General features: G+C 71.2%; 25 protein-coding genes and 1 riboswitch. Of the genes, 13 read left to right on the forward strand and 12 right to left on the reverse strand.

Annotated elements, in window-relative coordinates:
• Nucleotides 1-2 precede the first annotated feature (2 nt).
• Nucleotides 3-776: an SDR family NAD(P)-dependent oxidoreductase gene (locus BIU99_RS00595; protein ID WP_071258608.1), complete on the forward strand. Its 774-nt coding sequence runs from the start codon at nucleotides 3-5 to the stop codon at nucleotides 774-776.
• 217 nt (nucleotides 777-993) lie between these two features.
• Complete coding sequence (locus BIU99_RS00600) at nucleotides 994-2,367, forward strand: MFS transporter (protein ID WP_064295683.1); 1,374 nt, start codon at nucleotides 994-996, stop codon at nucleotides 2,365-2,367.
• A 91-nt stretch (nucleotides 2,368-2,458) separates the two neighbouring features.
• On the opposite strand, the gene BIU99_RS00605 is transcribed toward BIU99_RS00600, so the two are convergent.
• From BIU99_RS00605 to BIU99_RS00625, 5 genes are all read right to left on the reverse strand, one after another.
• On the reverse strand, nucleotides 2,459-3,172 hold the full coding sequence (locus BIU99_RS00605) for a GntR family transcriptional regulator (protein ID WP_240555556.1): 714 nt from the start codon (nucleotides 3,170-3,172) through the stop codon (nucleotides 2,459-2,461).
• A gap of 102 nt (nucleotides 3,173-3,274) precedes the next feature.
• Nucleotides 3,275-4,078, reverse strand: a complete 804-nt coding sequence (locus BIU99_RS00610; RefSeq protein ID WP_071258614.1) for a triose-phosphate isomerase family protein — start codon at nucleotides 4,076-4,078, stop codon at nucleotides 3,275-3,277.
• Entirely contained in the window at nucleotides 4,078-4,539 is a 462-nt protein-coding gene (locus BIU99_RS00615; RefSeq protein WP_071258616.1) for a ribose-5-phosphate isomerase, read from the reverse strand. The genes BIU99_RS00610 and BIU99_RS00615 overlap by 1 nt, the downstream gene beginning before the upstream one ends.
• A 98-nt stretch (nucleotides 4,540-4,637) precedes the next feature.
• A complete protein-coding gene (locus tag BIU99_RS00620; RefSeq protein ID WP_071259252.1) occupies nucleotides 4,638-6,368 on the reverse strand; it encodes a dihydroxyacetone kinase family protein in 1,731 nt (576 codons plus the stop codon).
• A gap of 287 nt (nucleotides 6,369-6,655) precedes the next feature.
• The gene (locus BIU99_RS00625) at nucleotides 6,656-7,420 is read right to left on the reverse strand and encodes a GNAT family N-acetyltransferase (protein WP_071258618.1); all 765 of its coding nucleotides are present in this window, start codon (nucleotides 7,418-7,420) and stop codon (nucleotides 6,656-6,658) included.
• Between the two features lie 110 nt (nucleotides 7,421-7,530).
• Here BIU99_RS00625 and BIU99_RS00630 point away from each other — a divergent pair, with 110 nt between their 5' ends.
• The gene (locus tag BIU99_RS00630) at nucleotides 7,531-8,322 is read left to right on the forward strand and encodes a response regulator transcription factor (protein ID WP_064295688.1); all 792 of its coding nucleotides are present in this window, start codon (nucleotides 7,531-7,533) and stop codon (nucleotides 8,320-8,322) included.
• 80 nt (nucleotides 8,323-8,402) lie between these two features.
• Nucleotides 8,403-9,950: a cell wall metabolism sensor histidine kinase WalK gene (locus tag BIU99_RS00635; protein WP_217634958.1), complete on the forward strand. Its 1,548-nt coding sequence runs from the start codon at nucleotides 8,403-8,405 to the stop codon at nucleotides 9,948-9,950.
• Between the two features lie 188 nt (nucleotides 9,951-10,138).
• On the opposite strand, the gene BIU99_RS00640 is transcribed toward BIU99_RS00635, so the two are convergent.
• The 3 genes from BIU99_RS00640 to BIU99_RS00650 all read right to left on the reverse strand — a co-directional run bounded on the left by BIU99_RS00640 (nucleotide 10,139) and on the right by BIU99_RS00650 (nucleotide 12,334).
• Nucleotides 10,139-10,798, reverse strand: coding sequence for a GntR family transcriptional regulator (locus BIU99_RS00640; protein ID WP_071258620.1), 660 nt, complete (start codon nucleotides 10,796-10,798; stop codon nucleotides 10,139-10,141).
• Nucleotides 10,795-11,769: a DMT family transporter gene (locus BIU99_RS00645; RefSeq protein ID WP_254773539.1), complete on the reverse strand. Its 975-nt coding sequence runs from the start codon at nucleotides 11,767-11,769 to the stop codon at nucleotides 10,795-10,797. Before BIU99_RS00645 ends, BIU99_RS00640 begins: the two co-directional genes overlap by 4 nt.
• Before the next feature lie 115 nt (nucleotides 11,770-11,884).
• Complete coding sequence (locus BIU99_RS00650; RefSeq protein ID WP_071258622.1) at nucleotides 11,885-12,334, reverse strand: hypothetical protein; 450 nt, start codon at nucleotides 12,332-12,334, stop codon at nucleotides 11,885-11,887.
• Between the two features lie 261 nt (nucleotides 12,335-12,595).
• On the opposite strand from BIU99_RS00650, the gene BIU99_RS00655 reads away from it, so the two are divergent.
• From BIU99_RS00655 to BIU99_RS00665, 3 genes are all read left to right on the forward strand, one after another.
• Nucleotides 12,596-14,845: an LPXTG cell wall anchor domain-containing protein gene (locus tag BIU99_RS00655; protein WP_083397101.1), complete on the forward strand. Its 2,250-nt coding sequence runs from the start codon at nucleotides 12,596-12,598 to the stop codon at nucleotides 14,843-14,845.
• A gap of 104 nt (nucleotides 14,846-14,949) precedes the next feature.
• Nucleotides 14,950-16,227, forward strand: coding sequence for a CDP-alcohol phosphatidyltransferase family protein (locus BIU99_RS00660; RefSeq protein WP_071258624.1), 1,278 nt, complete (start codon nucleotides 14,950-14,952; stop codon nucleotides 16,225-16,227).
• An 80-nt stretch (nucleotides 16,228-16,307) separates the two neighbouring features.
• A complete protein-coding gene (locus BIU99_RS00665) occupies nucleotides 16,308-16,991 on the forward strand; it encodes an HAD family phosphatase (protein ID WP_071258626.1) in 684 nt (227 codons plus the stop codon).
• 10 nt (nucleotides 16,992-17,001) lie between these two features.
• Here BIU99_RS00665 and BIU99_RS00670 read toward each other — a convergent pair whose 3' ends face one another.
• The gene (locus BIU99_RS00670; RefSeq protein WP_071258628.1) at nucleotides 17,002-17,523 is read right to left on the reverse strand and encodes a DUF1622 domain-containing protein; all 522 of its coding nucleotides are present in this window, start codon (nucleotides 17,521-17,523) and stop codon (nucleotides 17,002-17,004) included.
• Between the two features lie 60 nt (nucleotides 17,524-17,583).
• A riboswitch (TPP riboswitch) is annotated at nucleotides 17,584-17,684 on the forward strand.
• On the opposite strand from BIU99_RS00670, the gene thiM reads away from it, so the two are divergent.
• The 4 genes from thiM (at nucleotide 17,676) to BIU99_RS00690 (ending at nucleotide 21,143) form a co-directional block, all read left to right on the forward strand.
• A complete protein-coding gene (gene thiM, locus BIU99_RS00675; RefSeq protein WP_083397102.1) occupies nucleotides 17,676-18,527 on the forward strand; it encodes a hydroxyethylthiazole kinase in 852 nt (283 codons plus the stop codon). It overlaps the preceding riboswitch by 9 nt.
• Nucleotides 18,524-19,234 (forward strand): thiamine phosphate synthase, encoded by a 711-nt coding sequence (thiE, locus tag BIU99_RS00680; RefSeq protein ID WP_254773540.1) that lies wholly within the window; start codon nucleotides 18,524-18,526, stop codon nucleotides 19,232-19,234. Before thiM ends, thiE begins: the two co-directional genes overlap by 4 nt.
• A complete protein-coding gene (locus tag BIU99_RS00685; protein ID WP_083397159.1) occupies nucleotides 19,231-20,799 on the forward strand; it encodes a bifunctional hydroxymethylpyrimidine kinase/phosphomethylpyrimidine kinase in 1,569 nt (522 codons plus the stop codon). Before thiE ends, BIU99_RS00685 begins: the two co-directional genes overlap by 4 nt.
• A gap of 47 nt (nucleotides 20,800-20,846) precedes the next feature.
• Nucleotides 20,847-21,143 (forward strand): pyrimidine/purine nucleoside phosphorylase, encoded by a 297-nt coding sequence (locus tag BIU99_RS00690; RefSeq protein ID WP_064296149.1) that lies wholly within the window; start codon nucleotides 20,847-20,849, stop codon nucleotides 21,141-21,143.
• A 107-nt stretch (nucleotides 21,144-21,250) separates the two neighbouring features.
• Here BIU99_RS00690 and BIU99_RS00695 read toward each other — a convergent pair whose 3' ends face one another.
• The 3 genes from BIU99_RS00695 to BIU99_RS00705 all read right to left on the reverse strand — a co-directional run bounded on the left by BIU99_RS00695 (nucleotide 21,251) and on the right by BIU99_RS00705 (nucleotide 23,555).
• Nucleotides 21,251-21,652 carry a hypothetical protein gene (locus BIU99_RS00695; RefSeq protein WP_064296142.1) on the reverse strand — a complete coding sequence of 134 codons (402 nt, stop codon included), beginning with the start codon at nucleotides 21,650-21,652 and terminating at the stop codon, nucleotides 21,251-21,253.
• Between the two features lie 51 nt (nucleotides 21,653-21,703).
• Nucleotides 21,704-22,408, reverse strand: coding sequence for an ABC transporter ATP-binding protein (locus tag BIU99_RS00700; protein ID WP_071258630.1), 705 nt, complete (start codon nucleotides 22,406-22,408; stop codon nucleotides 21,704-21,706).
• 61 nt (nucleotides 22,409-22,469) lie between these two features.
• Entirely contained in the window at nucleotides 22,470-23,555 is a 1,086-nt protein-coding gene (locus tag BIU99_RS00705) for an ABC transporter permease (RefSeq protein WP_071258633.1), read from the reverse strand.
• Nucleotides 23,556-23,731: 176 nt separating this feature from the next.
• Between BIU99_RS00705 and BIU99_RS00710 the strand changes: the two genes are divergently transcribed.
• Together BIU99_RS00710 and BIU99_RS00715 are read left to right on the forward strand one after the other, a co-directional pair.
• The gene (locus BIU99_RS00710) at nucleotides 23,732-24,997 is read left to right on the forward strand and encodes a sensor histidine kinase (RefSeq protein ID WP_071258635.1); all 1,266 of its coding nucleotides are present in this window, start codon (nucleotides 23,732-23,734) and stop codon (nucleotides 24,995-24,997) included.
• Nucleotides 24,990-25,646: a response regulator transcription factor gene (locus tag BIU99_RS00715; protein WP_064296138.1), complete on the forward strand. Its 657-nt coding sequence runs from the start codon at nucleotides 24,990-24,992 to the stop codon at nucleotides 25,644-25,646. Before BIU99_RS00710 ends, BIU99_RS00715 begins: the two co-directional genes overlap by 8 nt.
• Nucleotides 25,647-25,666 lie beyond the last annotated feature (20 nt).

Genomic DNA, 25,666 nt, shown 5'->3' on the forward strand with positions numbered 1-25,666 from the left:
CCATGACCGCCACCACCTTCCCCGAATCCAAGACCGTCGTCCTCACCGGCGCAGCCTCCCCGCGCGGCATCGGTCGCGCCTCAGCCCATCACCTCGCCGAACTCGGCTGGAACATCGGGATCATCGACCTCGACGAGGCTGCGGCGCAGGCGGTCGCCGCCGAGATCGCGGAGCAGCACGGAGTGCAGGCGGCCGGCGCCGGCGCGAACGTCGCCGACGAGGCGCAGGTGCGTGCCGCGTTCGACGCGCTCGAGGCCGCCCTCCCACAGCTCGTCGCCCTCGTGAACCTCGCGGGCGTCGCCTCACCGGTGCCCTACCTCGAGGTGAGCGCCGACGAGTGGCAGCGCGTCATCGACATCAACCTCAACGGCGTCCACTACACGACCCGCCGTGCGGTCGAGTCGATGGTGTCGAACGGCGTCGGTCGTGTCGTCAGCCTGTCGTCCGTCTCCGCCCAGCGCGGCGGCGGCACCTTCAGCAAGACGGCCTACTCGGCGGCGAAGGCCGGCGTGATCGGCTTCACCCGCAGCGTCGCCCGCGAGCTCGGCCACGACGGCGTCACGGTCAACGCCATCTCGCCCGGCCCCATCGACACCGACATCATGGGCGGCACCCTCACCGAGGAGCGCAAGACGGCCATGGCCGCCGACGGCGTCCTGCCGCGCATCGGCACCCCGCGCGACATCGCGGCCGCCATCGCCTACCTCATCAGTGAGGACGCCGGCTTCGTCACCGGTCAGACGCTGAACGTCGACGGCGGCCTCTACATGCACTGATCCACCACACGCACCACGAGCGAACGGAGCAGCACCATGCAGCACCTCACCGGTCAGTGGACCAAATCCCGGTTGATCTTCCTCGGTCTCGGCGTCGTCTTCGTCGGCATCGGCCTCTGGATGATCATCCCCTCGATGGTCTCCTGACCACCGCCAGCAGCAGCAGCAGTAACGCCAGTAGCACCCACCCGCACCAGTCATCTCAAAGGAGAGTGTCTTGTCCACACCCAATCCGCCGGCGATCGGATCGACCAACGATCCGGCGCTGAAGTCGGCGATCCGCAAGGCGTCGAAGCACCTCATGCCGATGCTCGTCATCCTGTACTTCGTCGCGTTCCTGGATCGCACGAACGTCGGCTTCGCCGAGGAGGCGCTCAGCGTCGACCGCGGCATCTCGAACGGTGCCTTCGCCCTCGGTGCCGGCATCTTCTTCATCGGCTACGCGATCTTCGAGATCCCGAGCAACCTGCTGCTGAAGAAGTTCGGCGCCCGGTTCTGGCTCGCCCGCATCGCAGTGACCTGGGGCATCGTCGCCGCCCTGTTCGCCTTCACGACGAACGACACGATGTTCATCGTCCTGCGGTTCCTGCTCGGCGTGACCGAGGCCGGGCTCTTCCCCGGCGTCATCATGTTCCTGTCGGAGTGGTTCCCGAACAAGGTCCGCGTCCAGATGTTCTCGATCTTCTACCTGGCACAGCCCTTCTCGCAGATGCTCGGCGCCCCGCTGAGCGGTGGCCTCATCAGCTTCGGTGACGCCCTGACCCCGTGGCACGGCTGGCAGGTGATGTTCTTCGCCGAGGGCATGCTCGCGGTCCTCGCCGGTTTCGCCGCGCTCTACTTCCTCACCAACTCGCCGCAACAGGCGAAGTGGCTGGACCAACAGGAGAAGGACTCGTTGACGGCCGCGATGGAACGCGAGGACACCGTCCGGCAGTCGGACGGCCCGACCGGTATCGCGAAGGCGATGACGAGTTGGAAGGTGTGGTACTTCACCATCATCTACTTCTGCCTGCAGATCGCGGTGTACGGCACGACGTTCTACCTCCCGCAGCAGGTGTCGAACCTCATCGGTCAGGACGTCGGCTGGCAGGTCGGTCTCGTGGCGGCCATCCCGTGGCTCGTGGGTCTGTTCGCCTGCTACTACGTGGGACGGAACGCGAACACGGTCGTCCGGCGCCGCACCTGGGGCACGTGGTTCTACATCTCCACCGGCGTGTTCATCCTGGCCTCGGCCTGGGCGGGCGCGAACAACCAGCCGATCCTCGGCATCCTGTTCATCACCATCGCGGTGGCGAGCTTCCTCTCGGTCGGGCCGATCACGTGGGCCTACCCGACGGCGTTCCTCACCGGAACGGCTGCGGCGGCGGGCATCGGCCTCATCAACTCGCTCGGTAACCTCGGCGGCTTCGTCGCCCCGATCATGCGCACCGGGATCAACGAGAGCGTGCCGACCGACAGCGGTGTCTGGGGTGTGGTCTCGCTCGGCGTGTTCGCCTTCCTCGCGGCCGCGATGCTCTACTGCACCCGGTTCTTCCGTGGGGCGAAGGCGGACGAGCTGCTCGAGACGACGGCGACCCGCACGGCGCACTAGTCACGACGCAACTCCCGGACGGGGTCGATCGCTCAGGCGGTCGGCCCCGTTCTGCGCCCTTCGACAGGCTCAGGGACCGGAGGAAGGCGGCTCAGTGCTCGGCGTCGGTGCGGGCGCGGGTGCGCACGAGCTCGATGTGCGAGCGCATGGCCGCCGCGGCGGCCTCGGGGCCGTCGGAGAACGCGTCGAGGATGGCTCGGTGCTCGACGACGGCCTGGTCGGCGTCGGTGACACCCGTCTCGACCGTCTGGCGCATGCGGTGCACGCGGGTGGAGATGCCCTCGGACATGTCGAGGAGGAAGGGGTTGCGGGTGCCCTCGAAGATGAGGTGGTGGAAGTTCCAGTCCACCGCGAAGTACTCGCGGAGGAGTGCGACGGGGATCTCGCCGGCCGATGCCGCGGCGCGCACCCTGGCGGTCATCTCGACGTGCTGCGCGAGGGCGACCTCGAGGGCCGGGACGAGCTCGTCGGCGTGGGCGGCGGCCAGCGCGGTGGCGCCGCTCTCGAGCACGATGCGGGCGTCGAACAGCGACTCGAGCTGATCGTCGGCGAGCGGCGGTGCCACCCGGTAGCCCTTGTGGGTGACGCGGGTGACGAGCCCGGTGCGTTCCAACTGGACGAGTGCCTCACGGACGGGCGTGGGTGAGACGTCGAGGTCGCGGGCGATGGCGTCGATGGACAGCCGGGCGCCCGGTTCGATGCCGGAGCTGAGCAGCATGTCGAGCACCAGCTCGTAGACGCGGTCGCGCAGACCACGGCGCTCGAGCGAGGAGGAGGCGCCGAGCGGGAACACGGCATCAACCACGGCAGGCTCCGAAGGGTGTGCTCGAGGCGTCGTCACGGAGGGGGACCTCCGGTCGATCTGCCGCGATGATCGTCGATGACCAGTTTACGGGGCCTCCGGCTGTCATCGCGGCAGGTCGGAGCCCGCGCGGTCGAGGCCGGCCACCTCGTCGAGCACCAGCGCGAGGGCTGCCGGATCGTGGGCGAAGCGGCCGAGGAAGACCCCGTCGACCGCGTCGCCGATCGTGGTGAGCAGGCCGGGTCCGGCGCTCCCGCCGTAGATGACGGCCGAGGAGGTGTCGACCACACCCCTCGTGTCGAGGACGTCGAGGTGACCACGCAGCCGGAGGCACACCGCGCGGATGTGGGCTGGACTCGCGGCCTCGGAGGCACCGATGGCCCAGTGCGGTTCGTAGGCGACGATGACGCGGCCCACGATCCCGGCGGCGACCGCCCCCGCCAGGGCGTCATCGAACTGTGCGACGCATTCCTCAGCCGCCGTCTCGGCGTCTCCGCGTTCGGTCTCTCCGATGCACAGCACCGGCGCGAGCCCGTTGCGGAGCGCGGCGGTCGTCTTCGCGCGGACGACGTCGGGCGTCTCGCCGAACAGTCGGCGTCGCTCCGCGTGTCCGACCTCGACGACCTCGCAGCCGACCTCGCGGAGCTCCGCACCGCTCACCTCGCCGGTGAACGCCCCGGTGTCCTCGGTCGCGAGGTCCTGAGCCCCCACGGACGCGACGCCGTGGAGCCGCTCGACCGCGCCGGTCACCGAGAGGTACCCGGGGATGACGAACAGCTCAGCCGCGCCGGATCGGAGTGCGTGGTGCTCGGCCGACACCCCCGCGACGACCGAGCACCAGTCGAGCGTCTGCGCGTGCCCGAAGTACATCTTCAGGCTCACGCCGACGAGTCTGGGACGTCCTGACATCAGGACGCTTCGTACGCGCTGATCTCCTGCACCTTGTCGTTCGACGCGCTCGAGGCGTCGAACTCGTAGGTGAGCCACTCGCGCACGTTGCGGCGGGCGAGTTCGATGCCGACGACGCGCTGGCCCATGCAGAGCACCTGGGCGTCGTTCGACAGCACCCCGCGTTCGACGGAGAATCCGTCGTGCGCGGTGACGGCTCGGATGCCCTGGACCTTGTTCGCCGCGATCGCGACACCGAGGCCCGTGCCGCAGATGAGCAGCGCGCGGTCGGCCTCGCCGCGGGCGACGATCTCGGCCGCAGTCACCGCGACGGTCGGGTAGTTGGTGTGGCCGTCGGCGTCGACCCCGACGTCGACCACGGAGGCGACCAGATCGCTCGCCTCGAGGTCGCGCTTGAGGATCTCCTTGTAGTCGTAACCGGCGTCATCGGAGCCGATGACGATTCGCCAGGTGCGGGTCATGGTGTGCCTTTCGTTGTTGGAGCGGGGCCCGTCGACAGGCTCCGGGACCGGTGCAGGGGTAGCTTCAGGGAGCGGGTTGTGTGTCGGTGGATCGGGCGTCAGCGCTCGGCGAGGAGGGTGCCGACACGCTCGACGATGAGAGCGAGCGAGACGGCTCCGGGGTCCTCGACACCGACTGCCTTCGAGCCGTGCGAGCGGGCGCGGCCCATGCCGGGCATGAGACCGGCCGTGTCGTGGGCCGCGGTGGTGGCCGCTGCCGCCGCCGTGGTCCAGGCGGTGGAGAGGTCGTCGCCGGCGGCGACGCGCTCGGCCAGCGTGTCGGCGAACGGGACCAGCGCGTCGACGAGCGTCTTGTCGCCGACGGAGGCCTTGCCGTAGCGCATGACGGCGTCCTTGGCGGCGGTCACGCCCTCGCTCACAGCGGTGGCGGTCGGGCGCTCGTCGTCACCGAGGCGCTCGCCGAGGGTGCGGAGCATGACGCCCCACAGGGCACCCGAGGTGCCACCGGCGCGGTCGGACCAGGCGTCGCCCGCGCGGTCGAGGACGGTCGCCACGCCGGCTCCGGTCTCGCGCAGGCGCTCGGCCTCGGCGGCGGCGGCGGTCGCCCCGCGGTCCATGCCGATGCCGTGGTCGCCGTCTCCGACGATGGCGTCGAGTCGTCCCAGCTCGTCCGCGTGCTCCGCGAGGAGTTCGTGGATCGCGGAGATCGCGTCGGCCACGACGGCCGCCGACTCCTGCGACTCGAGCGAGGCGTCCGGGACCTGGAAGGCGACGTCCTCGGTGTCGTCGGCGGCCACGGTCTCGAGCGCGCCGGTGTCGACGGCACCCGTGCGGAACGCGGGCGTGTCCGCAGCGGCACTCCACAGTCGCTCCAGCTCCTCGTCCACCCAGAGCAGGGTGAGCGAGACGCCGGCCATGTCGAAGCTCGTGCAGAACTCCCCGACCTGCGGGTCGACGAGGGTGATCCCGGCGTCTTCCAGCAGGGAGGCGATGCGGTCGTAGACGACGAACAGCTCTTCGGACTTCACGGAGCCGAGGCCGTTGAGGATCGGGACGACGCGCGCTCCCTTCGGCGTGACGCCCTCCGGGATCTCGGCCTCGGCCAAGAGGTGGTGCACGAACAACTCCGCCAGTCCGTCCGCGGAAGGGATGTCGGTCTCGTCGATGCCGGGCTCGCCGTGGATGCCGAGCCCGACGGCCATGCGTCCCTCCGGCACGGAGAACAGCGGTTCGTCGGCACCGGGCAGCGTGCACCCGGAGAACGCGACACCCATCGAACGGGTCCGGGCGTTGGCCAGGACCGCCACGCGCTCGACGTCGTCGATGGAGTACCCATCAGCGGCAGCGCCGCCCGCGACCTTGAAGACGGTGAGGTCGCCCGCGATCCCGCGTCGCTTCTCGAGTTCGGTGGGCGGTGCGCTGAAGATGTCGTCGGTCACGGTGACGGTGCGGCAGTCGATGCCGTCGGCACGCACGGCGTCCTGGGCGGCGGTGAAGTGCAGGACGTCGCCGGCGTAGTTGCCGTAGCTGAGGAGGACACCCCGTCCCTGCTCGCTCGCGCGGACGACGCTCTCCACCTGGTGCGCGGACGGCGAGGCGAAGAGGTTGCCCATGGCCGCGCCGTGGGCGAGTCCTGGGCCGACGAGGCCGGCGAAGGCGGGGTAGTGGCCGGATCCGCCACCGATCACGAGGGCGACCTCCGGTTCCGCGGACTTCGTGGAGCGCGACACCCCGCCGGAGACCTTGCGTACCCAGCGTCCGTTGGCGCGGACGAAGCCGTCCACCATCTCATCCGCGAAGTCGGCCGGTCGGTTCCAGAGCCTGGTCATCTGCATCTCCTCGTCATCGAGTCCGTCGATCCGGCGCAAGCCGGCACATCGCGATAATCCTATAGGATATTGGAACCGACCGGAACCCTGAGCTGCGCAGAACTCAGGAGACCGCCGGCGGGTCGGCACCGTCGGGCAGCAGCCGGAGACGACGCGCCGGGGAGCACCTGAGTTGTGAGCGTGTGACTCGAGGGGCACACGTCGACGGCGTCCCGACGGCTGAACCTGCCGAGGCTCGAGTGGGGGAGACTCGGCCCCGGCAGGTTCGGCGATCGGGACGCCGGCGATCAGGGACGCGTGGCGGTCGACTCCGTCTGCGCGGATTCGACGCGTTCCGCTCGGCGTGCCGCGAGGAGCGAGGGCGTGATCGCGAAGGTGATGCTCGATGAGCGGCGCGGAGCGGTCGCCCGCAGGAAGCCGAGCCGCTCGGCCAGGGCGATGGACCTGGTGTTCTCCGGCTCGATGACCGCCGTCACGGTCTTCGCCCCGACCTCGCGGAACGCCAGGTCGATCATGGCGGCCGAGGCCTCGCTCGCGAGACCGCGTCCGCCGACGGCGGGGTCGAGGACCCATCCGATCTCGACCGAGCGCTCGGCGGGCTGGACGTCGCGGAGGTGCAGGGAGACGTCGCCGACGAGCCGTCCGTCGTGCTCGACGGCCAGGGCGAGGAAGTCGCCCGACTGCCAGAGGCGGCTGTGCCGGACGCGGTGGCGCAGGTGCTCGCGGGACGCCTCCCGGTCGCGGACGGGCCACGGCAGGTGCTCGACGACCTCGGGCGTGGACTGGATGCGGTACCAGGCCTCGGCGTCCTCCAACCGGTGGCGACGCAGGACGAGGCGGTCGGTGCTGATCGGGTGCGCGTCGACCGGAGCCTCGATCCGCGGCCCGCGGAGGAAGCGAGGACGTGAGACGCCTGCCGGGAACAGGGGACGCAGAGCCCGGACCGCGGCGGCGAGGCCGCTCCGGATCCGGTCCGCGGGCTCGGCCGTCGCTCCGGCCGTCCGGCGACGGCGGGGGGCGAACGACGTGCCCAGGGGCTCTGCTCGGGTCATGCCCTCCACGGTAGGCACCGCACCCATGGGCTCGGCCTGAAAAGATATGAGGCCTCTATGAATCGCCCGTCGCTCCCGCGCCTCGCAGCTCGACGACGGATAATCGACCCATGCCCTCCGACCTGCCAACGCAGATCGTCGACTCGGGGCGCCGCCGGGCGGTCCTCGCCAAGCTACCGCGGATGTACCGGGCCGACGGTTCACCCATCCGCGTCCTCCTCGTCGACGACGAAGCGGTCCTGACCGACCTCGTGAGCCTGGCCCTCGGCTATGAGGGGTGGGTCGTGGACGTCGCCACCAACGGTCGCGAGGCTGTCCAGCGCTACCGCACGGAACGTCCGGACGTCGTCGTCCTCGACATCATGCTGCCCGACATGGACGGGCTGAGCGTCCTCCGCCAGCTCCGCAGCTTCTCGCAGGGGGAGCCGGAATCGGGCACCCCGACCCTGTTCCTCACCGCACGCGACTCGGTGGACGACCGCATCATGGGACTCACCGCGGGCGGCGACGACTACATGACGAAGCCGTTCTCGCTCGAGGAGCTCGTGGCCCGCCTCCGTGGTCTCCTCCGCCGCACCGCGCACGTCGTGTCCGACGACGACTCCCGCATCACGATCGGCGGGCTCTTCCTCGACGAGCGCAGCTACGAGGTCAGCCGCGACGGCGAGCCGGTGGCGCTCACGACGACGGAGTTCGAGCTGCTCCGCTACTTCATGCGCAACCCGAAGCGCGTGCTGAGTCGCGCCCAGATCCTCGACCGCGTGTGGAACTACGACTTCGCCGGCAAGGCGAGCATCGTCGACCTCTACGTCTCCTATCTCCGCAAGAAGATCGACGCCGACCGGGCGCCGATGATCCACACCGTCCGCGGTGTCGGATACGTGCTGCGGCCGGTCGAATGAGCACCGCTTCGGTTCCGACTGCGGGCGTGCCGACGCCTCGGGCGGACCGGCGGCACCCGTGGACGCTCCAGCGACGGCTGGTGACGGGCATCGCCGCGGTCATCGCCGCGGTCCTCGCGGTGTCGGGCATCCTCACGATCGTCACGGTCGAAGCGTCGGTCACCGCCGTCGTCGACACCCAGCTCACGGGATCGATGGAGGCCTTCGAACACTCCGTGGTGAAGTTCCACGATCAGCAGGCCGGTGGGGGAGCCGTAGTCGACCCCGATGCCACCCGCGGCGAGCCCGGTTACGTCAAGCCGTTCGTGGACTACGTCGGCCATGGTCCCGGCACGCTCATCGCGCTCGTCGCTGACGGTGCGATCGTCGACTCCGCGCGCTTCACCCAGTCCAACGCTACGGCGCTCGACGTGCGGACGAAGGCGCTCATCGAGGAGGCCGTCGCGGCCGACGGCTCCGAGCGACAGAACATCGAGTTGGGATCGCTCGGCGGGTACCGGCTCGAGTTCCTCGACCACGGCGACGGCGAGACCCTCGTGGCCGGCGTCTCGCTCGCCACCCCGCGAGCGGCCGTGCAGCAGGAGGCGATCGTCATCGCGATCCTCGCCGTGCTCGCGCTCGCGGTCACCATCATCGGGGCGATCATCGTGGTACGCCTCGGGCTCCGACCGTTGTCCCGCGTGGCCGCCGCCGCCGAGGAGGTGTCCACGCTGCAACTCGAGCGCGGTGACACCGGGATCGACGTGCGGGTCGATCAGGCCGACACCGACCCTCGGACGGAGATCGGCAAGGTCGGCGAGGCGCTCAACGGCCTCATCGACCACGTCGACCGCGCACTCGCCGTCCGAGCCGCGACCGACAAGCGCATGCGTCGGTTCGTCACCGACGCGAGCCACGAACTCCGGACGCCGCTCGCCGCGATCCAGGGCTACGCCGAGCTCACCCGTCAGGACAGTGAGAGTCTCCCGCCCATGACGGAGCACGCGCTCGCCCGCATCGAGTCGGAGGCGACCCGGATGAGTTCGCTCGTCAGCGAGTTGCTCCTGTTGGCGCGTCTCGACGAGGGCCAGGATCTGCACCTCGACGACGTCGACCTGAGCGACCTCGTCGCCGCCGCCGTGAGCGACGCGGCGGTCTCGGCGCCGGCGCACCACTGGTCGGTCGACGTGCCGGAGCGCGCGATCGTCGTGCGCGGCGACCGCGAGCGCCTGCATCAGCTCGTCGTGAACCTGCTGTCGAACGCCGCCGTGCACACCCCGGCCGGCACCTCCGTGGTCACCCGCATCAGCGCACCGAAGAGTCCCGACGAGCCGCAGTGCGCCTCGCTGACGATCGCCGACGACGGACCCGGCATCGACGAGGCCTTCCTCCCCGAACTCTTCGACCGGTTCGCCCGGGCCGACTCGTCGCGCTCGCGTGCGGCCGGCAGCACGGGCCTCGGGCTGGCGATCGCCCTGTCGATCGCCGAGGGCCACGAGGGCTCGATCGAGGTCGCCTCGTCCTCCGCCGGCACGACGTTCACGGTGACGCTGCCGTGGTCGGGTCCGTCCGAGGAGCACCCCGCGGTCCGCCCGGCGGCCGACGCCACCGGCTCGCTGCCGGAGACGGTCACCTCGACGCGAGGCTGATCGCACGACCGCGGTCGTCGAGTTCCATCCGGTCACCGAGCCGCTCACGGTCACGGTCACGGAGCTTGTCGAGGCGCCCTTCGACAGGCTCAGGGACCGGAAGGGGTGGCTCAGGGACCGGACCGGGAGGGGTGGCTCAGGGACCGGACCGGGAGGGGTGGAGCAGGAGCCGGAGCGGACGGGGTGGCTCAGGGGCCGGACCGGATGCTCTCGGGGGCCGATCGGCGGAGCGCGATGAGCTGTTCCGCCGAGTGCGCGAGGTGCGCGCGGAGCTCCTCCTCGCCGTGGTCGCCGCTGAGGGCGTCGACGAGTCGGACGTGCTGGTCGATGAGTTCCCCCGGCGGGAGGACGCTCCGGAGCTGCACCATGAACAGGCCGAGCTCGGCGAGCAGGCCAGCGTGGGCCTCGCTCAGTCGAGGGCTGCGGGCCGCGGCGACGATCGCGTGGTGCAGTTCGGCGTGCGCGACCTCGATGGCGCGGTGATCACCGGACCGGTCGATGCAGATGCGTCGGAGGTTGTCGTTCGCCGCGATGATCGAGGCCGGTGGGCGCGACGACGGCTCCGCGCGTGTTCGCAGCAGCCGGACCGCCTCGGCCTCGATCGCCATCCGGTACTCCATGAGGGCGAGCACATCGGCGTCGCTGAACGACCGCACCCGTGCGCCGCGGTAGGCCTCGAACGTGACGAGGCGCTCCGCCGCGAGCGCCCGCAGCGCCGCCCGGACGGTGTGCCGGTTGACGCCGAACCGGGCGGTGAGGGCGGTCTCCCGTAACGGCTCGTCCGCGCCGAGTCGTCCGTCGAGGATGTCCTCCCGCAGTGCATCTGCGACGGCGTCGACCGCGGTCATCGGGCGACCTCGCGACGATCGGTGCGCGTGGGCACGACGAGGATCGCGAGTCCGATCACGAGCAGCGCGCCGCCGAAGACGGTCGACGGCCCGAAGGACTCTCCGAGGAGCAGGAGGCCGAGGAGCGTCGCCGTCAACGGTTCGAAGAGCGTGAGCGTCGCGACCCGTGACGCGGGCAACCCGCCGAGCGCGTAGCCGAACAGCAGGTACCCCGCCACCGTGTTCACGAGCGCGAGCCATGCGACCGCGAGTGCGCCGGGCACGGTGAGGATCCAGGCGGTCTCGGTGGCGAGGAGGATCGGCACCGAGACGAGCGCCGCTCCGCCGAAGAGCGCCGCCATGGTGCCGAGCGGTGTCCACCCGTGCTCGATGAGCGCCTTGCTGCAGAGCGTGTACAGGGCGTAGGAGGCTCCGGCGCCGACGGACGCGAGCAGCCCGTCCACCGAGACGGTCCCGATCCCGCCGCCCGTCACTCCGGACAGGACGGCGACACCGGTCGCGGCGACGATCGTGGCCAGGAACCAGCGACTGCTCGGGCGCCGGCGATGGATCGCCCATTCGAGCAGGCCGGTGATGGCGGGTGCGGAGCCGAGCGCCGTGAGGGTCCCGATCGCGACACCGTTGCGTTCCACTCCGAGGAAGAAGAACGGCTGGTACGCGGTGACACCGACCGTGCCGACGATGACGGCGATGATCAGGACGGGCCTCCCGAGTTCCACGGCGCGGGGGCGAGGTGGTCTCGTGGACCCGGAGCGATGGGCGAACGTCGCCCACACGAGGACGAGGAACGCTCCGCCGAAGACGATGCGTGCGGCGCCGAAGGCGACCGAGCCCACCTCGATCGGCAGGAGCGCGTGAGCCGTCCCCGTCGTCCCGAAGCACACGGCGGCGAGGATCGCGGCGGCAACGGGCAGGCGCCCCGCAGCGGTGCTGTCGCCGGTCGTCGGGGTCGCCATCGGCGAACGGGTCATGAGGACAGCTTGCCGCAAGATTGTGTAACAATCAACGGCTGCATGAGGTGTCCGGTACATACGCCACGACGCCCACCCGCTCGAGGAGCGGACGGGCGTCGGGAGGGAGACCGGGTCAGCCGGCGTAACCGCCGCTGATCACCGACACCCCGAGCAGGAGGGCTGCGCCGGCGGCGACGATCAGGGCGAGCGCCAGCATGGTGCCGGAGATGATGACGGCGGTGAGGGCGAAGCCCTTCGACTTCGGCTTGCGGGCGAGCGCGATGATGCCGAGCACGAGCGAGGCGATCGGCAGGAGCACGAACGACGGCGCGACGACCGCGGCGATCGACAGGGCGAACGCGATGATCGACAGTGTCTGGGTCGAGCTCTCGCGGTCGACGGCCGTCGGGGCGGGTACGGGTGCGAGGGGCACGGGCGTCGTCGGCTGGGTCGGCGCGACCTCCTGCACGGGCGTGGCCTGGGTGAGGGGCTCGGGGCCGAACGCTTCGGTCGGGGCGTCTGCCAGGGTCACGTCCTCGGCGGGCGAGATCGTGGTGGACTCGGTTGTGGCTGAGGCGGACATGAACTGGTTCCTTCCTCCGCGGTGTGCGGAGCTGTCTCCGCGGTGTGCGGAGCTGATCGGTTGATGGTTCCAGCCTGCTCGGACCGCCTCCGTTCCGAATCGCCCGCGCGCCTGATCCCCCGTCCTCCTGCGGAGGTATCCTGCGCGGCCCGCCTGTGGGCCGGTGGTGCCACATACGGCGACTACCACGGCTCGAGCCGACCCCCGTAAACGGGACAGAGGGGTTTCGCAGGCGACGGGTGTCCGTTTATCCTGGCGCCCATGACCCGCCGCATCGGAGCCGCTGTGCTCGCCTTGCTCGGAGCCTCCGCGCTCGCCCTCACCGCAGCCGTCCCGGCGGCCTCCGCCGCGACCACGTCGAGCTGGGCGACGTGGCCCACGTTCTCCGGTGCATCGGGGTCGTACCAGGGCACCATGACCCTGGCCGGTCAGCCCGCCCTCACCGCGGCGTTGACGAGCGACTCGGCCGGTGGCGGTGGCGTCGGCGTCATCTCCGGCGCCTCGACCTGGCTGGCGGCCTCGACCCCTGTCGGTGCCAAGTACGGCAGCAGCCGGGATCAGCCCTACCTCAACCTCCGCCCGAAGGCGAACAACGCGGCGTCGCCCTCGACCACGACCTACTCCTTCGCGACGCCGACGCCGCCGTCCGGCTGGACCTTCGTCCTCGGCGACATCGACGCCGACCAGGTCACCGTGACGGCGATCGGTCCCGACGGCGCGGCGCTCACCCCTGACGAGCTCGGGTTCAACGGCGGCTTCAACTACTGCGCTCCCGGCCTGGTCGGCAAGCCGTCCTGCACCGGATCCGCAACGGACGTCCCCACCTGGGACCCGACGACGCAGGTACTCCACGGCAACGACGCCGCTGCGGACACCGCCGGCGCGGCAGGGTGGTTCGAACCCTCCGCCCCGATCTCCAGCCTCACCTTCTCGTTCCGGCAGCGGTCGGGCGCGCCCGTCTACCAGGCGTGGTTCGCGTCGATCGCGCGTGACGTGACCGGCACCGTGACCGACCAGACCGCGGGCCCGCTGGACGGCGTCGGCGTCCGGCTCATCGACCGCGACGGCCGGGTGGTGGCGTCGACCACGACCGCGGGTGGCGGCACGTACACCTTCGCCGGCTACTTCGCGACCGACGGCGACACGGTGCAGCTCGTCCCGCCGACCGGCAAGATCGCCGTCGGTCCTGCACGTGCCGCAGTTGACCTCACGGACACCGACGCCGTCGCGGACTTCACCGTCCGCGACATCGTGCCCGTCGCCGTGTCGGGGACCGCACTCGACACGGACGGCGTCCCGATCGTCGGTGCCACCGTCACCATCGACGGTGTCGGCAGCGTCACCACCCTCACCGACGGGAACTACCTCTTCGACACCGTGCCGGTCGGCGACCACTCGGTGGTCATCACGCCACCGTCCGGGTACGCGATCCAGACCGCACCGGCGTCGTTCACCGTGCCGGTCGGCAGCGGGACGCCCATCACCGAGCAGGACTTCGTGCTCGTCGCGAACCCCAGCCTCGGCGGCGTGGTCAGCTCCGGCGGGGTCGGTGTGGCCGGCGTCACCGTGAGCGTCGACGGTCCGAACGGTGTCGAGCGCGCCGTCACGGCCGCCGACGGTTCCTACCGCTTCCCGCTCCTGCCCGCGGGGTCCTACGAGGTCTCGGTCGTCGCCCCCGAGGGGTACGTCGTCTCCGGAACCGCAAGCCGGGCGGAGGAGCTCGCCGGCGCCGATCTGGACGCGGTCGACTTCGAGCTCGCTCGGCTCGGCACCGTCATCGGCGACGTCCGGACGGACACCGACGCCCCGGTGCCCGCCGCGACGGTCACGGTGACGACGCCGGGCGGCCCGGTCGCCCTGACGACGACGGCCGAGGGGTCCTACGGGCTCGCCGACCTGGCGCCGGGCAGCTACGAGGTCACGCTGACCGTCCCGGTCGGGTACTCCGTGCCCGCGGGTGGCGCCACGACCGCCACCGTCGTCGTCGGCACCGACGGCGCTGTCCAGACGGTGCCCACCTTCGTGCTCGTCGCCGACGCCGTGCTCGGCGGCCTCGCTGGAACGGTCGAGACGGACGCCGGTGCTCCGATCGCGGACGTGACCCTGACCGTCGAGACCTCGGCCGGCCCGGTCGACATCACGACTGACGCCGACGGCGCCTACGGCCTCGACGGACTCGCGCCCGGTTCCTACGAGGTGTCCGTGGCGGTCCCGGCGGGCTACACCGCCGAGGGGGCCACCACGGCGACCGCGGTCGTCGCCGCAGACGGTTCCGTGGTCTCGGTGCCGGCCTTCGTCCTCGTTCCCGACGCCGTCGTGCCCGTGCCGTCGGCGAATCCGAGCGACCCCGCCGTTCCGGGCAACTCGGGTCGCCTGCCCTCGACCGGTGCGGACGCGATGCCGTGGATCGTCGCTGCCGGAGCGCTCTTCGTCCTCGGCGCCGCCGGTGTCGTCACCGCGGCCGTCCTGCGTCGTCGACGCTCGAATCGGGACGAGCTGTCCGGCGAATGACCGTTTGAACGACCCCTCGGGGATGGGAAGGCTCGGCTCGTCCGTAGACTTGGGCGAGCCGCGCCCCACCCAGGAGTGCGGGTCGCACTGCTGAACGGGGATCCGTGGACATCATCGGGTGGGTGAACGACGCCGCGACGGCGCTGCCCGATCCGCTGATCTGGCTCCTCGGGCTCCTGTTCACGACCGCCGAGTCCGGCCTCTGGCTCGGCCTCGTCGTCCCCGGTGAACCGGTGGTGCTCCTCCTCGCGGCCATGCTCGACTCCGCCCCCGGTGCCCTCGTGCTGTTCCTCGTGGTCGCCCTCGGCGGGTCGCTCGGGGATCAGATCGGCTACCTCGTCGGTCGTCGTTCCGGTGGCCGCCTCCGCGACTCGGCCGTCATCCGGCGCCTCGGTGTCGACGGCCTCGACCGCGCGGTCGAGGCGCTCGAGCGACGCGGGGCCCAGGCCGTCTTCCTCACCCGGCTCGTGCCCGTGCTCCGATGCCTGACACCGACCGCCGCGGGGGTCGCCCGCGTGCCCTACCGGTCGTTCCTCGCGGCATCGCTGCTGGGCTCCCTCCTCTGGTCCGCCGTCTACGTCGGGGTCGGCTCCCTCGTCCGTGCCACGCTCGACACGGTCCGCCAGTACCTCGGCGCCACCGGATGGGTGCTGCTGTTCGCGCTCGTCGTCGTGGTGACGATCGTCGCGATCGCCCGATTCCGCCGCGGTGCCGCGATCCCCGGCGACGAGGCGATGATCCCGGTGACGCTGCACGAGAAGACGCCGCTCGCGCGCCTCCGGACGCAGCTGTTCTCCGACGACGACTGGAAGAACCTGCCGAACGCGATCACGGCGGGACGTATCGTCCTCCTACCGGTCTTCGCCGCCCTCGTGATCACCGGCTCCTACTGGGCCGCGCTCGTCGTCGGTGCGGTGGTGTTCCTGAGCGACGTCGCCGACGGACAGATCGCGCGCCGCATGGGCACGGTCTCCGCGCTCGGCACCTGGCTCGACGGGGTCGCCGACCGCCTGACCGTGGTCGTGGTCGCCGCGTCGTTCGCCATCGCGCAGATCATCCCATGGCAGGTGTTCGTGGTCATGATCGTCCCCGACCTCCTGCTCGCGTTCGTCGCCGTCGTCGCGTTCCGCGGGACGCCGGAGGTGCCGGTGAGCATCGCCGGCAAGATCCGGACGGTGTTCCTCTTCGTCGGCTTCTTCGCGCTGCTCACGGGCCTCGCGCTCGGCGGCGGGGATCCGGCGTCGGCGCTCCACCGGGTCTTCGGCGGGGTCGGCTTCGTGGCGATCCTCCTCGGACTCCTCGGCCACTTCGTCGCGGCGACCCAGTATGCGCGACGCATGGTCGTCACCTGGCAGCGACAGGGCGTCCGCGCGGCCCGCTGAGCGCCGCGCCGACCATCGTCGGAGGCCCCCACCGGATGGCACACGGCCACAGCGCAGGCGGCGTCGTTTAGGCTCGGAGCATGCCAGTCGACTATCCGGACCTCGTCATCTTCGACTGCGACGGCACGCTCGTCGACACGGAACGCATCTCCGTCCGGGTGAACCTGCAGCTCCTCAACGAGGTCGGCGGCGACTACACCGAGGCGGAGGTGCGGGAGCTCTTCGTCGGCGCCTCACTCGAGACGTACGCGACGCTGGTCGAGCAGCGCCTCGGGAAGCCGCTCGAGGCCGACTGGATCCAGCGCTGGAGCGACATGTTCCGCGGCATCTGCGAACGTGAGCTCGAGGCCGTCGACGGGGTCGTCGACGCCCTCGACGGTATCGCTGCGACCGGGGTGCCGCTGTGCGTCGCCTCGAACGGGATGCTGCACGACGTCGTCCGCAACCTCGGGCAGGTGGGCATCCACGACCGCTTCGACGGGCGCATCTTCAGCGCGACCGACGTCGCCGTCGGCAAGCCCGCACCCGACCTCTTCCTGCACGCCGCCGCCGACTTCGACACGGCCCCCGAGCGGTGCGCGGTCGTCGAGGACAGCGTCGTCGGCGTCCTGGCTGCCCGTGCGGCCGGCATGACGGTCTACGCCTACGCCGGCGGCATGACGCCCGCCGAGCGGCTCATCGGCGACGGCACCCACGTCTTCGACGACATGCGCCTGCTGCCCGACCTCATCCGCGACACCTGGGCGGCCTCCGCGGCACGCTAGCTGTGCCGCGCTAGCTGCGACTGCGGAGCTCCGGGAAGCCGTCCTCGTCGTCGGGGATCGGCTGCGCCGCGACCGTCGGTGCCGGCGTCGCATCGGACGGTTCGAGATCCTGGGCCGAGGCGTCCTGCTCCTCGGCGCGACGTCGGGTGCGTTCGCCGCCGCGCTTGACCGCGCGGTCGAACAACTGCGGGCCGGTCGTCGCCAGGCGCCTCCAGGGGAGGGTGCCCTCGATCTCGATCTGCAGGGAGAAGCTCAGCAGGGTGCGGATGACGACGATGATCGCGAGGACGAGCGCGTCGGTCAGCGACGGCGTCGACGTGACCGTCTTCACGAGGTCTGCGGCCACGAGGATCTCCAGCCCGAGCAGGATGACCGAGCCGATCGTCTCCCGCAGCATCCGGAAGGCCCGAGCGCCGTCGCGCGTGCTCCACCACAGGCGGGCCGAGAGGGTGACGGCGATCACGAAGCCCACGACCATCGCCCCGACACCGGCGACCTCGAAGACGATGGTGACCAGCTCGAAGAAGTCCATCCCTCCATCATCCTCGCCCGCCCGCTGGACGGGAAGCCGGGCCGACCCGCTAGGGTGGTCGCGAGTGACACGGGGTGCCGATCCCACGACGATCGGCTGAGAACACACCCGTCGAACCTGATCTCGTTAGTCCGAGCGAAGGGATGTCGCGAATGAGCGTTCGCACACCGCAGCAGTCCGCCCACCCGTCCACCGACGACTCGTCCGTCGGCGAGTTCGCGAGCGCGTCCGGGGACCTCCTCGAGCGCCTGCGCGAGCACGCGCCGCTCGTTCAATCGATCACGAACGCCGTGGTGACGAACTTCACCGCGAACGTCCTGCTCGCCATCGGCGCCGCCCCGGCGATGACCGACATCCCCACCGAGGCCGGTCCGTTCGCCCGCATCGCCTCCGGGGTGCTCCTCAATCTCGGGACGCCGCAGGCGGAGCAGCGCGAGGCGATGGTCGAGGCCGCCTCCGCGGCGAACGACGCCGGCACACCGTGGGTGCTCGACCCCGTGGCCGTCGGCTTCCTGCCGGTGCGCACGGCGCTCGCCGCCGACCTCCTCGCGCTCCGGCCGACGGTCGTCCGCGGCAACGCCAGCGAGATCATCGCCCTCGCCGGACTGGGCGCCGGCGGTCGCGGGGTCGACAGCACCGACTCGGTCGACAGCGCGATCGAGGCGGCCACCGCGATCGCCCGCACCTCGGGCGCCGTCGTCGCGATCTCCGGCCCGACGGACGTCATCACCGACGGTGAGCGCATCGTCCGCTGCTCGAACGGGCACGCCTGGCTCACCCTCGTGACGGGCGGTGGCTGTGCCCTCGGTGCCGTACTCGCCGCCTTCGCCTCACTCGACGACGACCGGTTGCTGACGACGGTCGCGGCGACCACCGCGTACACGGTCGCCGCGCAGCTTGCGGCTGCGGAGAGCCGCGGCCCCGGCTCCTTCGCTCCAGCCTTCCTCGACCACCTCCACCTCCTCGAGGCCGACACCGTCCGCAGCCTGGCGGTGATCGCGTGAGCGCCTCGACCACCGCGGACCGGGTCCTCGCGGCCCGTTCGCACGCCGAGCTCGTGCGCCGCGGCATCGCCACCTACCTCGTCACGGACGCCTCGGCCAGCGGGGATCGCGGTGTCCTCGACGTCGTGCGCCGAGCCGTCGACGGCGGGGTGACCGCGGTCCAGCTGCGGGAGAAGACCGCGTCGGCGCGAGCGCTGTTCGACCTGACCGTGCGTGCGGCGGAGGTCGTCGCCGGGCGGGCGCTGCTCCTCGTCGACGACCGGGTGGACGTCTTCCTCGCAGCCCGTTCCGCCGGTGCCGTCGTCCACGGCGTCCACGTGGGTCAGAGCGATCTCCCGGTCGACGCCGTGCGTCGCATCGTGGGACAGGCCGCCGTCGTGGGACTGACGGCGAACACCCCGGCGCACCTCGACGCGGTCGCAGCGCTGTCACCGGGGACCGTCGACTACCTGGGCGTCGGCGTCATCCGCCCGACGACGACGAAGCCGGACCACCCGCAGCCGCTGGGCGTGGAGGGGTTCGCCGCGATCGCCGCCGCGACCCCGCTCCCGTGCGTCGCCATCGGTGGGGTGTCACTGGACGACACGGTCGAGCTCCACGCCGCCGGTGCCGCTGGTCTCGCCGTCGTCTCCGCCATCTGCGCCGCCGACGATCCGGCCGATGCCGCACGGGCGTTCCGCGCGGCGTGGACCGAGGTCTCGGCATGAGCGCCGTGGAACCGTCGACGACGGCGGTGTCCGTGACCTCGAACCGGGTGCACGGCAGACGTCTTGTCGTGGTCCGCGAGACACCCCGGGTGCTGAGCATCGCCGGGACCGACCCGACCGGTGGTGCCGGGATCCAGGCCGACCTCAAGAGCATCGCCGCGAACGGCGGATACGGCATGGCGGTCGTCACCGCGCTCGTCGCGCAGAACACCCGGGGCGTCCGGTCCGTGCACACTCCGCCCGTCGGGTTCCTCCGCGAGCAGTTGGACGCGGTCGCGGACGACGTGGTGATCGACGCGGTCAAGATCGGGATGCTGGGCGATGTCGCGATCATCGACACCGTGTCGACCTGGCTGCAGGAGACCGAGACCGGACCCGTCGTCCTCGACCCGGTGATGGTGGCGACGAGCGGCGACCGTCTCCTCCACCGCGACGCCGAAGCGGCCATGCGCGCGCTCCTGCCGCACGTCGACCTCGTGACCCCGAACCTGCCGGAGCTCGCCGTCCTCGCGGACGAACCGGTGGCGACGAGTTGGGCCGACGCACTCGCGCAGGCGGAGCGGGTCTCGGTGCAGGCGGGCGTGATCGTGCTCGTGAAGGGCGGGCACCTGACGGGGACGACCGCGTGCCCGGATGCGCTCGTCGACGCCACCGGTGGTCTGGGCGACGACCGATCACTCGTCGAGTTCGACGGTCTCCGAGTCGACACACGGAACACCCATGGGACCGGGTGCTCCCTGTCGAGCGCGATGGCCACCCTCGTCGCCCGGTCGGGGTCCTGGACCGAGGCGCTCGGCGAGGCGAAGGCGTGGCTCACGACGAGCCTCCGGCACGCGGACGCGCTCGAGGTCGGCTCGGGCAACGGCCCGATCAGCCACTTCGCCGAGCTGTGGGCAGCGGGTGGGACGACCTCACGGCGGCAGGACGGTGCCGACATCGTCGCCGACTGGTGGGAGGACATCGCCGAGCTGCGGGACCGGATCGACCACCTGCCGTTCGTGACGACGCTCGCCGACGGGACCCTCGATCCAGCCCGGTTCGCCTGGTACCTGCAGCAGGACGCGATCTACCTGCGGGCCTACTCGCGGGTCCTCGCACGAGCGAGTGCCTTGGCACCGACGGCCGAGGAGCAGGTGTTCTGGGCGACCGGCGCGGCGGGCTCGATCGAGGCCGAGATGGAGCTGCACCGCACCTGGCTCAGCGCGTATGCCGTCAGCGGTATGGAGGTGGAACCGTCGGCGACGACCACGGCGTACCTCGACCACCTGCACGCGGCGACGGCCGACGGCGACTACGGGCGGGTGGTCGCCGCCGTGTTGCCCTGCTACTGGATCTACCAGGATCTCGGTGAACGGCTCGTGGGCGCATCACACGCGGAGCACCCGTTCGCCGCGTGGCTCGACACCTACGCCGACCCCGCCTTCGCGACCGCGAACACCCGGGCGATCGAGATCGTCGCCGGGGCGGCAGCTCGCGCGGACGAGACCGGCCGCGACACGATGCGACGGGCGTTCCTCGCCTCGGCCGCTCACGAGGAGGCCTTCTTCGCCGAGCCGATACGATGAAGGCCGGATCCGCCGCCGCGGTCCCGGACCACGACGAGAGGCCCCTGATGCTGACGAGCAACGAGTACTTCGACGGCAACGTGAAGTCGATCGGCTTCACCACGAACGAGCCCGGTGCGGAGTCGGCCAGCGTCGGAGTGATGGAGCCGGGGGAGTACACCTTCACCACGGGCAAGGCCGAGGAGATGTCCGTGATCTCCGGCAAGCTCCGCGTGCTGCTGCCGAACACGAGTGCGTGGCAGGACTTCGGGCCCGACGCGCAGTTCAGCGTCCCGGGGAGCAGCAGCTTCCAGGTCGAGGTCGAGGTCACCACGGCGTACCTCTGCCGTTACCTCAACATCTGAACGCCCTTCGACACTTCGACAGGCTCAGTGCGGCGCAGCTCAGGGACCGGTTGGGGTGCGCCCTCCGAACGGCTCAGGGGCCGGTTCGGTTCGTCCGAGTGCCCGGCTCAGGATCGGTCGACGACCTCGAGCGTGAGGACGACGGTCGAATCGTCCGAGCTGTTCGTCAGTGTCACCGTCGTGCTCCCGACCTCGAGCGGCTGCAGACCGGGGTTGAAGGACGCGCCGCCGCGGGAGCCGCCCGGCACGTACTCCGCGATCGACGGATCCTCGATCTCCGCGGACCACACGGTCGGATCGACGGCGACGAGGTCCACCACGTTGTCGAGGCCGACGGTGACGGTGCGGCCGTCCTGATCGACGAGCTGCACGATGACGGGTGCGATCACGCCGGCCTCGCTCGCGGAGCTCTGACCGGAGGGTGAGTCCGCGCCACCGGTGCAGGCACTCGTGCCGAGCACCGCTCCGACGATCGCGATCACGGTCAGCCCACGGGTGGCACGGCGCATGGCGGTCCTCTCTCGACGTGACCTCACCCTACCGCCGGGCGACGGAGGACCTCAGGACCGCAGGGCCAGCGCGTCGGCGGCGGCGCTGAGCCGACCGTCCTCCATGACGAGCACCTGGTCCATGCGGTCGAGGTGACTCCGATCGTGGGTGACCAGCAGCGTCGCGGCGCCCGAGGTCGCGGTGAGTTCGAGGATGAGCTCGATGATCGCGGATCCCCGCTCGTGGTCGAGCGCACTGGTCGGCTCATCCACGACGAGGGCGTCGGGCTCGTTCATGAGGGCGCGCGCGATGTTGACCCGCTGCCGCTGACCACCCGAGAGCTGATGCGGCCGCTTGCCTGCCTGGTCGCCGAGCCCGACGGCGGCGAGCAGCATCGCGGCCCGCTCGCGGGTGCGCGTCCGGTCGGTCCGCGACGTGCGGCCGCCGAGCGTCCCGAGGACGCACAACTGCTCGAGGGACGTGAGCGACGGCAGCAGGTTGGCCTGCTGGAACACGACGCCGAGCCTCGTGCGGCGGAAGTCGGTGGCCGCACGGCGGTCGAGGGAGGTGACGTCGACCCCCGCCACCTCCACCAGGCCGCTGTCGGGCCGGATGAGGCCGGCTGCGACGGCGAGCACACTCGACTTCCCGGAGCCCGACGGCCCGGTGAGCGCGGTGACGGTCCCGGCCGGGACGGTGAGGGTCGCGTGGTCGACGGCGGTGACGCGGTGGTCGCCGTCGGGGAAGGTGAGGGTGACGTCGGTGAGCGAGATCATGCGGAGACTCCGATGGTGACGAGGGTGGGTGCGAGGAAGGAGACAGGGAGGTCGGGCGCGTTCACCGGTTGCCGCCGAGCGCGGTCAGCGGGTCGGCCGAGAGGATGGACCGCAGGGCGAACGCCGCTCCGATCAGACCGAGGACGATCATGATCACCCCGGGCACGAGCGTCGTCAATGGGCTGAGCACGAAGGGCAGTGCCGTGCCCGCCGCGGAACCGAGTGCGGCGGTGATGCCGATGCCGAGCCCGACACCGATGACGAGGAGGACGAGCGCCTGGCCGAGCGCATCGAGCGACAGCCGACGGGTCGTCGCGCCGAGCGCTTTGAGGATCGCCACGTCACCCGCGCGCTGCATGGTCCACACCGTGAAGAAGGCTCCGATGACGAGCGCGGAGATCCCGAACAGCATGGCGACCATGAGGAGGAGCGATCCGATCTCGGAGCGGAACGAGCCGATCGCGAGCAAGGACGACAGGACGTCCTTCGACACCGTGCCGGTGGCCTGCTCCACGCCCGTCACCGCTTCGGCGCTCGGGTTCCCGGTGATGGCGAGCGCGGTCGCTCCGTCGCCGGGGGACCCTTGCGCAGCCTGCAGCGACCGCCACTCGGCCAGGCTCGTCCAGACGACCGGCGTGTGGCTGTACCACTGGTCGTCGACGACCGAACCGACCTCGAGTTCGCTGCCACCGATCGAGACGGTGTCGCCTCGGGAGACGTGGAGGGCCTCCGCGGCGGTCCGACTCAGGCGGGCGGTCCCGTCGGCGGGCACGTCGACGGTGCGACCCGCGACGGCGTCACCACTGATCCCGAACAGCGCCACGGAGGTGCGCGCATCGTCCGTGGTCATCCGCGTCTGGCTGATGCCGAGCTCCTGGACACCGTCCACCCCGGGGACCGCAGCCCACGTCATGGCCGCGTCCGCGTCGATCGCGGAGTCCGCGAACGTCGCCTGCTCGCCGTCGGACGGGGCCGTAAGGACGATGCTCGACGCACCCAGCCCGGTGATCGCCGAGATGTTCTGGTTCGCCAGTCCCGCGGTGAGGCCGCTGAGGAATCCGACGAGCAGGGTGATGAGGGCGACGACCGCCCCGATCAGCACGAAGCGACCGGTGGCGAAGCGCATGTCGCGCCAGGCGACGAACATGGGGACTCCTTGTCAGCCGCCCGACGGCGTCTCCGTGGTGCGGCGTGGTTCCAGCCTCGTCGCGTCGCCGAGCCAGGGCATCGTCGGACGGGACGGTCCTCCGGCGCTGTCGGGTGGAGGCGACGTTCCACCTTTCTGATGATTCGCGAAGACGATCCTCGCCGTACGCTGGGCGGATGAAGCACTCGGCACTCAGCCCCGTGTTCACCGGCCTGCAGCTCGGCCTCCACGGCCTCGTCACCGCACTCATCGTGCTCGTGATCGCGCGATCCGTCTCGGTCGGTGGCCAGGCGGCGCTCACGGCGATCGTCCTCGCCGTCGTCATGCTGCTCACCTACGCCGCGGGCGCGATCCTCGGCGGTCGTGTCCGCCGTGCGGTGGCCGCCAGCGGCACCACCGATCGCGACGCTGCTCCTGTCGGTGTGCGTCGAGGTCGGGTGTCCGTCCTCGCCTGGCTGGTGCTGCTCAGCGTCGAGTGGGTGGTCCTCGTCCTCCTCAGCCCGGATGCCGCCTACCTCGTCTTCCCGTTGTTCTTCCTCTATCTGCACCTCCTGCCCAGGGCCGTCGCGGTGCCCGCCGTGGTGATCGCCACCGTCGCCGCGGTCGTCGCGATCGGCCTGCACGCCGGCTTCAGCGTCGGGGGAGTCGTCGGCCCGCTCGTCGGTGCGGCCGTGGCCGTCGCGATCGGACTCGGTTACGAGGCGCTGGCCCGGGAGGCGGCGGAGCGGGAACGACTCATCGCCGAGCTCGTCGCGGCACGCGAGGAACTCGCCGAGCGGGGGCGGCAGGCGGGCAAGCTGGCGGAGCGTGAGCGCCTCGCCGCAGACCTCCACGACACGGTCGCCCAGGCCCTGTCGAGCATCCAACTGCTCCTGCACGCGGCCGAACGCTCCGCCGCCGAGCGGCCGGGCACGGAGCAGCTGCGTTCGCACATCGGGCTGGCCCGGGACGCCGCGGCGACGGCCCTCGCCGAGACGCGCAGCCTCATCGACGAGCTGAGCCCGCCGGCTTTGGTGGGTGCGACGATCGCGGACGCGCTCGGTCGCCTCGCCGAGACGACGACCGCCCAGAGCGGCACGCCGGTCTCCACGACGGTCACCGGCGATGCGTTCGTCCTCGGCACGCCGGTGACGACCGCGCTCCTCCGGGCTGCGCAGAGCAGTCTCGCGAACGTCGTCCGGCATGCCGGAGCGAGCCGGGCGGACGTCACCCTCACCTACCTCGACGAGGAGGTCATCCTCGACATCGACGACGACGGGGTGGGGTTCGATCCGGCAAGGGTCGCCGAGCGCACTGCGGGCGGTCCGTTCGGCATGATGTCCATGCGCCGTCGCATCACCGAACTGGGTGGCGAGGTCGAGGTGCGCAGTGCGCCGGGCGCCGGCACGACCATCACCGTGCGGTTCGCGGCACCAGGAGCGGAAGGGGACGCCCATGCGTGACGATGCGACCGATGCCGGCGAGCCGCCGGTCATCCGGGTCGTGGTGGCGGACGACCACCCGATCGTCCGAGCCGGACTCATCGCGGTGCTCGCGCCGATCGCCGACATCGAGGTGGTCGGGACCGCATCGACCGCAGCCGAGGCTGTGGCCGCCGCACCCGGCGCCGACCTCGTCCTCATGGACCTGAGCTTCGGCGACGGTCCGACGGGGATCGATGCGACGAGGGAGATCGCGTCGCTGCCGGACGGCCCGTCGGTCCTCGTGCTGACGAACTACGACTCCGACGCCGACATCCTCGGCGCGATCGAAGCCGGAGCCGCGGGGTACCTGTTGAAGGACGCCGCCCCGGAGGACCTCATCGACGGCATCCGCTCGGCGGCCGGCGGGAACTCGGTGCTCGGGCCGGCGGTGGCGACCCGGCTGGTCGCTCGGGTGAGCGCACCGCAACAGGCGCTGAGCGCGCGGGAGATCGAGGTGCTCGCGCGGGCGGCCGAGGGGCTCACCAACCTCGAGATCGCCGGGCGACTGCATGTCGGGGAGACGACGGTGAAGTCGCATCTCGCGCACATCTACACGAAGCTCGACGTGTCGAACCGCTCGGCGGCGATCGCCGCGGCCCAGCGTGCCGGTCTCTTCCGCTCCCGCTGACCCCCACCCCGGTCCCTGAG

Source organism: Plantibacter sp. MMLR14_011 (genome assembly GCF_001865025.1).
GTDB lineage: Bacteria > Actinomycetota > Actinomycetes > Actinomycetales > Microbacteriaceae > Plantibacter > Plantibacter flavus_A.

Coding starts and splice junctions, on each gene's coding strand:
- BIU99_RS00595 (WP_071258608.1), top strand. CDS start 3: ATGACCGCCACCACCTTCCCCGAATCCAAGACCGTCGTCCTCACCGGC.
- BIU99_RS00610 (WP_071258614.1), bottom strand. CDS start 4,078: ATGTCAGGACGTCCCAGACTCGTCGGCGTGAGCCTGAAGATGTACTTC.
- BIU99_RS00615 (WP_071258616.1), bottom strand. CDS start 4,539: ATGACCCGCACCTGGCGAATCGTCATCGGCTCCGATGACGCCGGTTAC.
- BIU99_RS00620 (WP_071259252.1), bottom strand. CDS start 6,368: ATGACCAGGCTCTGGAACCGACCGGCCGACTTCGCGGATGAGATGGTG.
- BIU99_RS00625 (WP_071258618.1), bottom strand. CDS start 7,420: ATGACCCGAGCAGAGCCCCTGGGCACGTCGTTCGCCCCCCGCCGTCGC.
- BIU99_RS00630 (WP_064295688.1), top strand. CDS start 7,531: ATGCCCTCCGACCTGCCAACGCAGATCGTCGACTCGGGGCGCCGCCGG.
- BIU99_RS00640 (WP_071258620.1), bottom strand. CDS start 10,798: ATGACCGCGGTCGACGCCGTCGCAGATGCACTGCGGGAGGACATCCTC.
- BIU99_RS00645 (WP_254773539.1), bottom strand. CDS start 11,769: ATGACCCGTTCGCCGATGGCGACCCCGACGACCGGCGACAGCACCGCT.
- BIU99_RS00650 (WP_071258622.1), bottom strand. CDS start 12,334: ATGTCCGCCTCAGCCACAACCGAGTCCACCACGATCTCGCCCGCCGAG.
- BIU99_RS00655 (WP_083397101.1), top strand. CDS start 12,596: ATGACCCGCCGCATCGGAGCCGCTGTGCTCGCCTTGCTCGGAGCCTCC.
- BIU99_RS00665 (WP_071258626.1), top strand. CDS start 16,308: ATGCCAGTCGACTATCCGGACCTCGTCATCTTCGACTGCGACGGCACG.
- BIU99_RS00670 (WP_071258628.1), bottom strand. CDS start 17,523: ATGGACTTCTTCGAGCTGGTCACCATCGTCTTCGAGGTCGCCGGTGTC.
- thiM (WP_083397102.1), top strand. CDS start 17,676: ATGAGCGTTCGCACACCGCAGCAGTCCGCCCACCCGTCCACCGACGAC.
- BIU99_RS00685 (WP_083397159.1), top strand. CDS start 19,231: ATGAGCGCCGTGGAACCGTCGACGACGGCGGTGTCCGTGACCTCGAAC.
- BIU99_RS00690 (WP_064296149.1), top strand. CDS start 20,847: ATGCTGACGAGCAACGAGTACTTCGACGGCAACGTGAAGTCGATCGGC.
- BIU99_RS00695 (WP_064296142.1), bottom strand. CDS start 21,652: ATGCGCCGTGCCACCCGTGGGCTGACCGTGATCGCGATCGTCGGAGCG.
- BIU99_RS00700 (WP_071258630.1), bottom strand. CDS start 22,408: ATGATCTCGCTCACCGACGTCACCCTCACCTTCCCCGACGGCGACCAC.
- BIU99_RS00705 (WP_071258633.1), bottom strand. CDS start 23,555: ATGTTCGTCGCCTGGCGCGACATGCGCTTCGCCACCGGTCGCTTCGTG.
- BIU99_RS00710 (WP_071258635.1), top strand. CDS start 23,732: ATGAAGCACTCGGCACTCAGCCCCGTGTTCACCGGCCTGCAGCTCGGC.
- BIU99_RS00715 (WP_064296138.1), top strand. CDS start 24,990: ATGCGTGACGATGCGACCGATGCCGGCGAGCCGCCGGTCATCCGGGTC.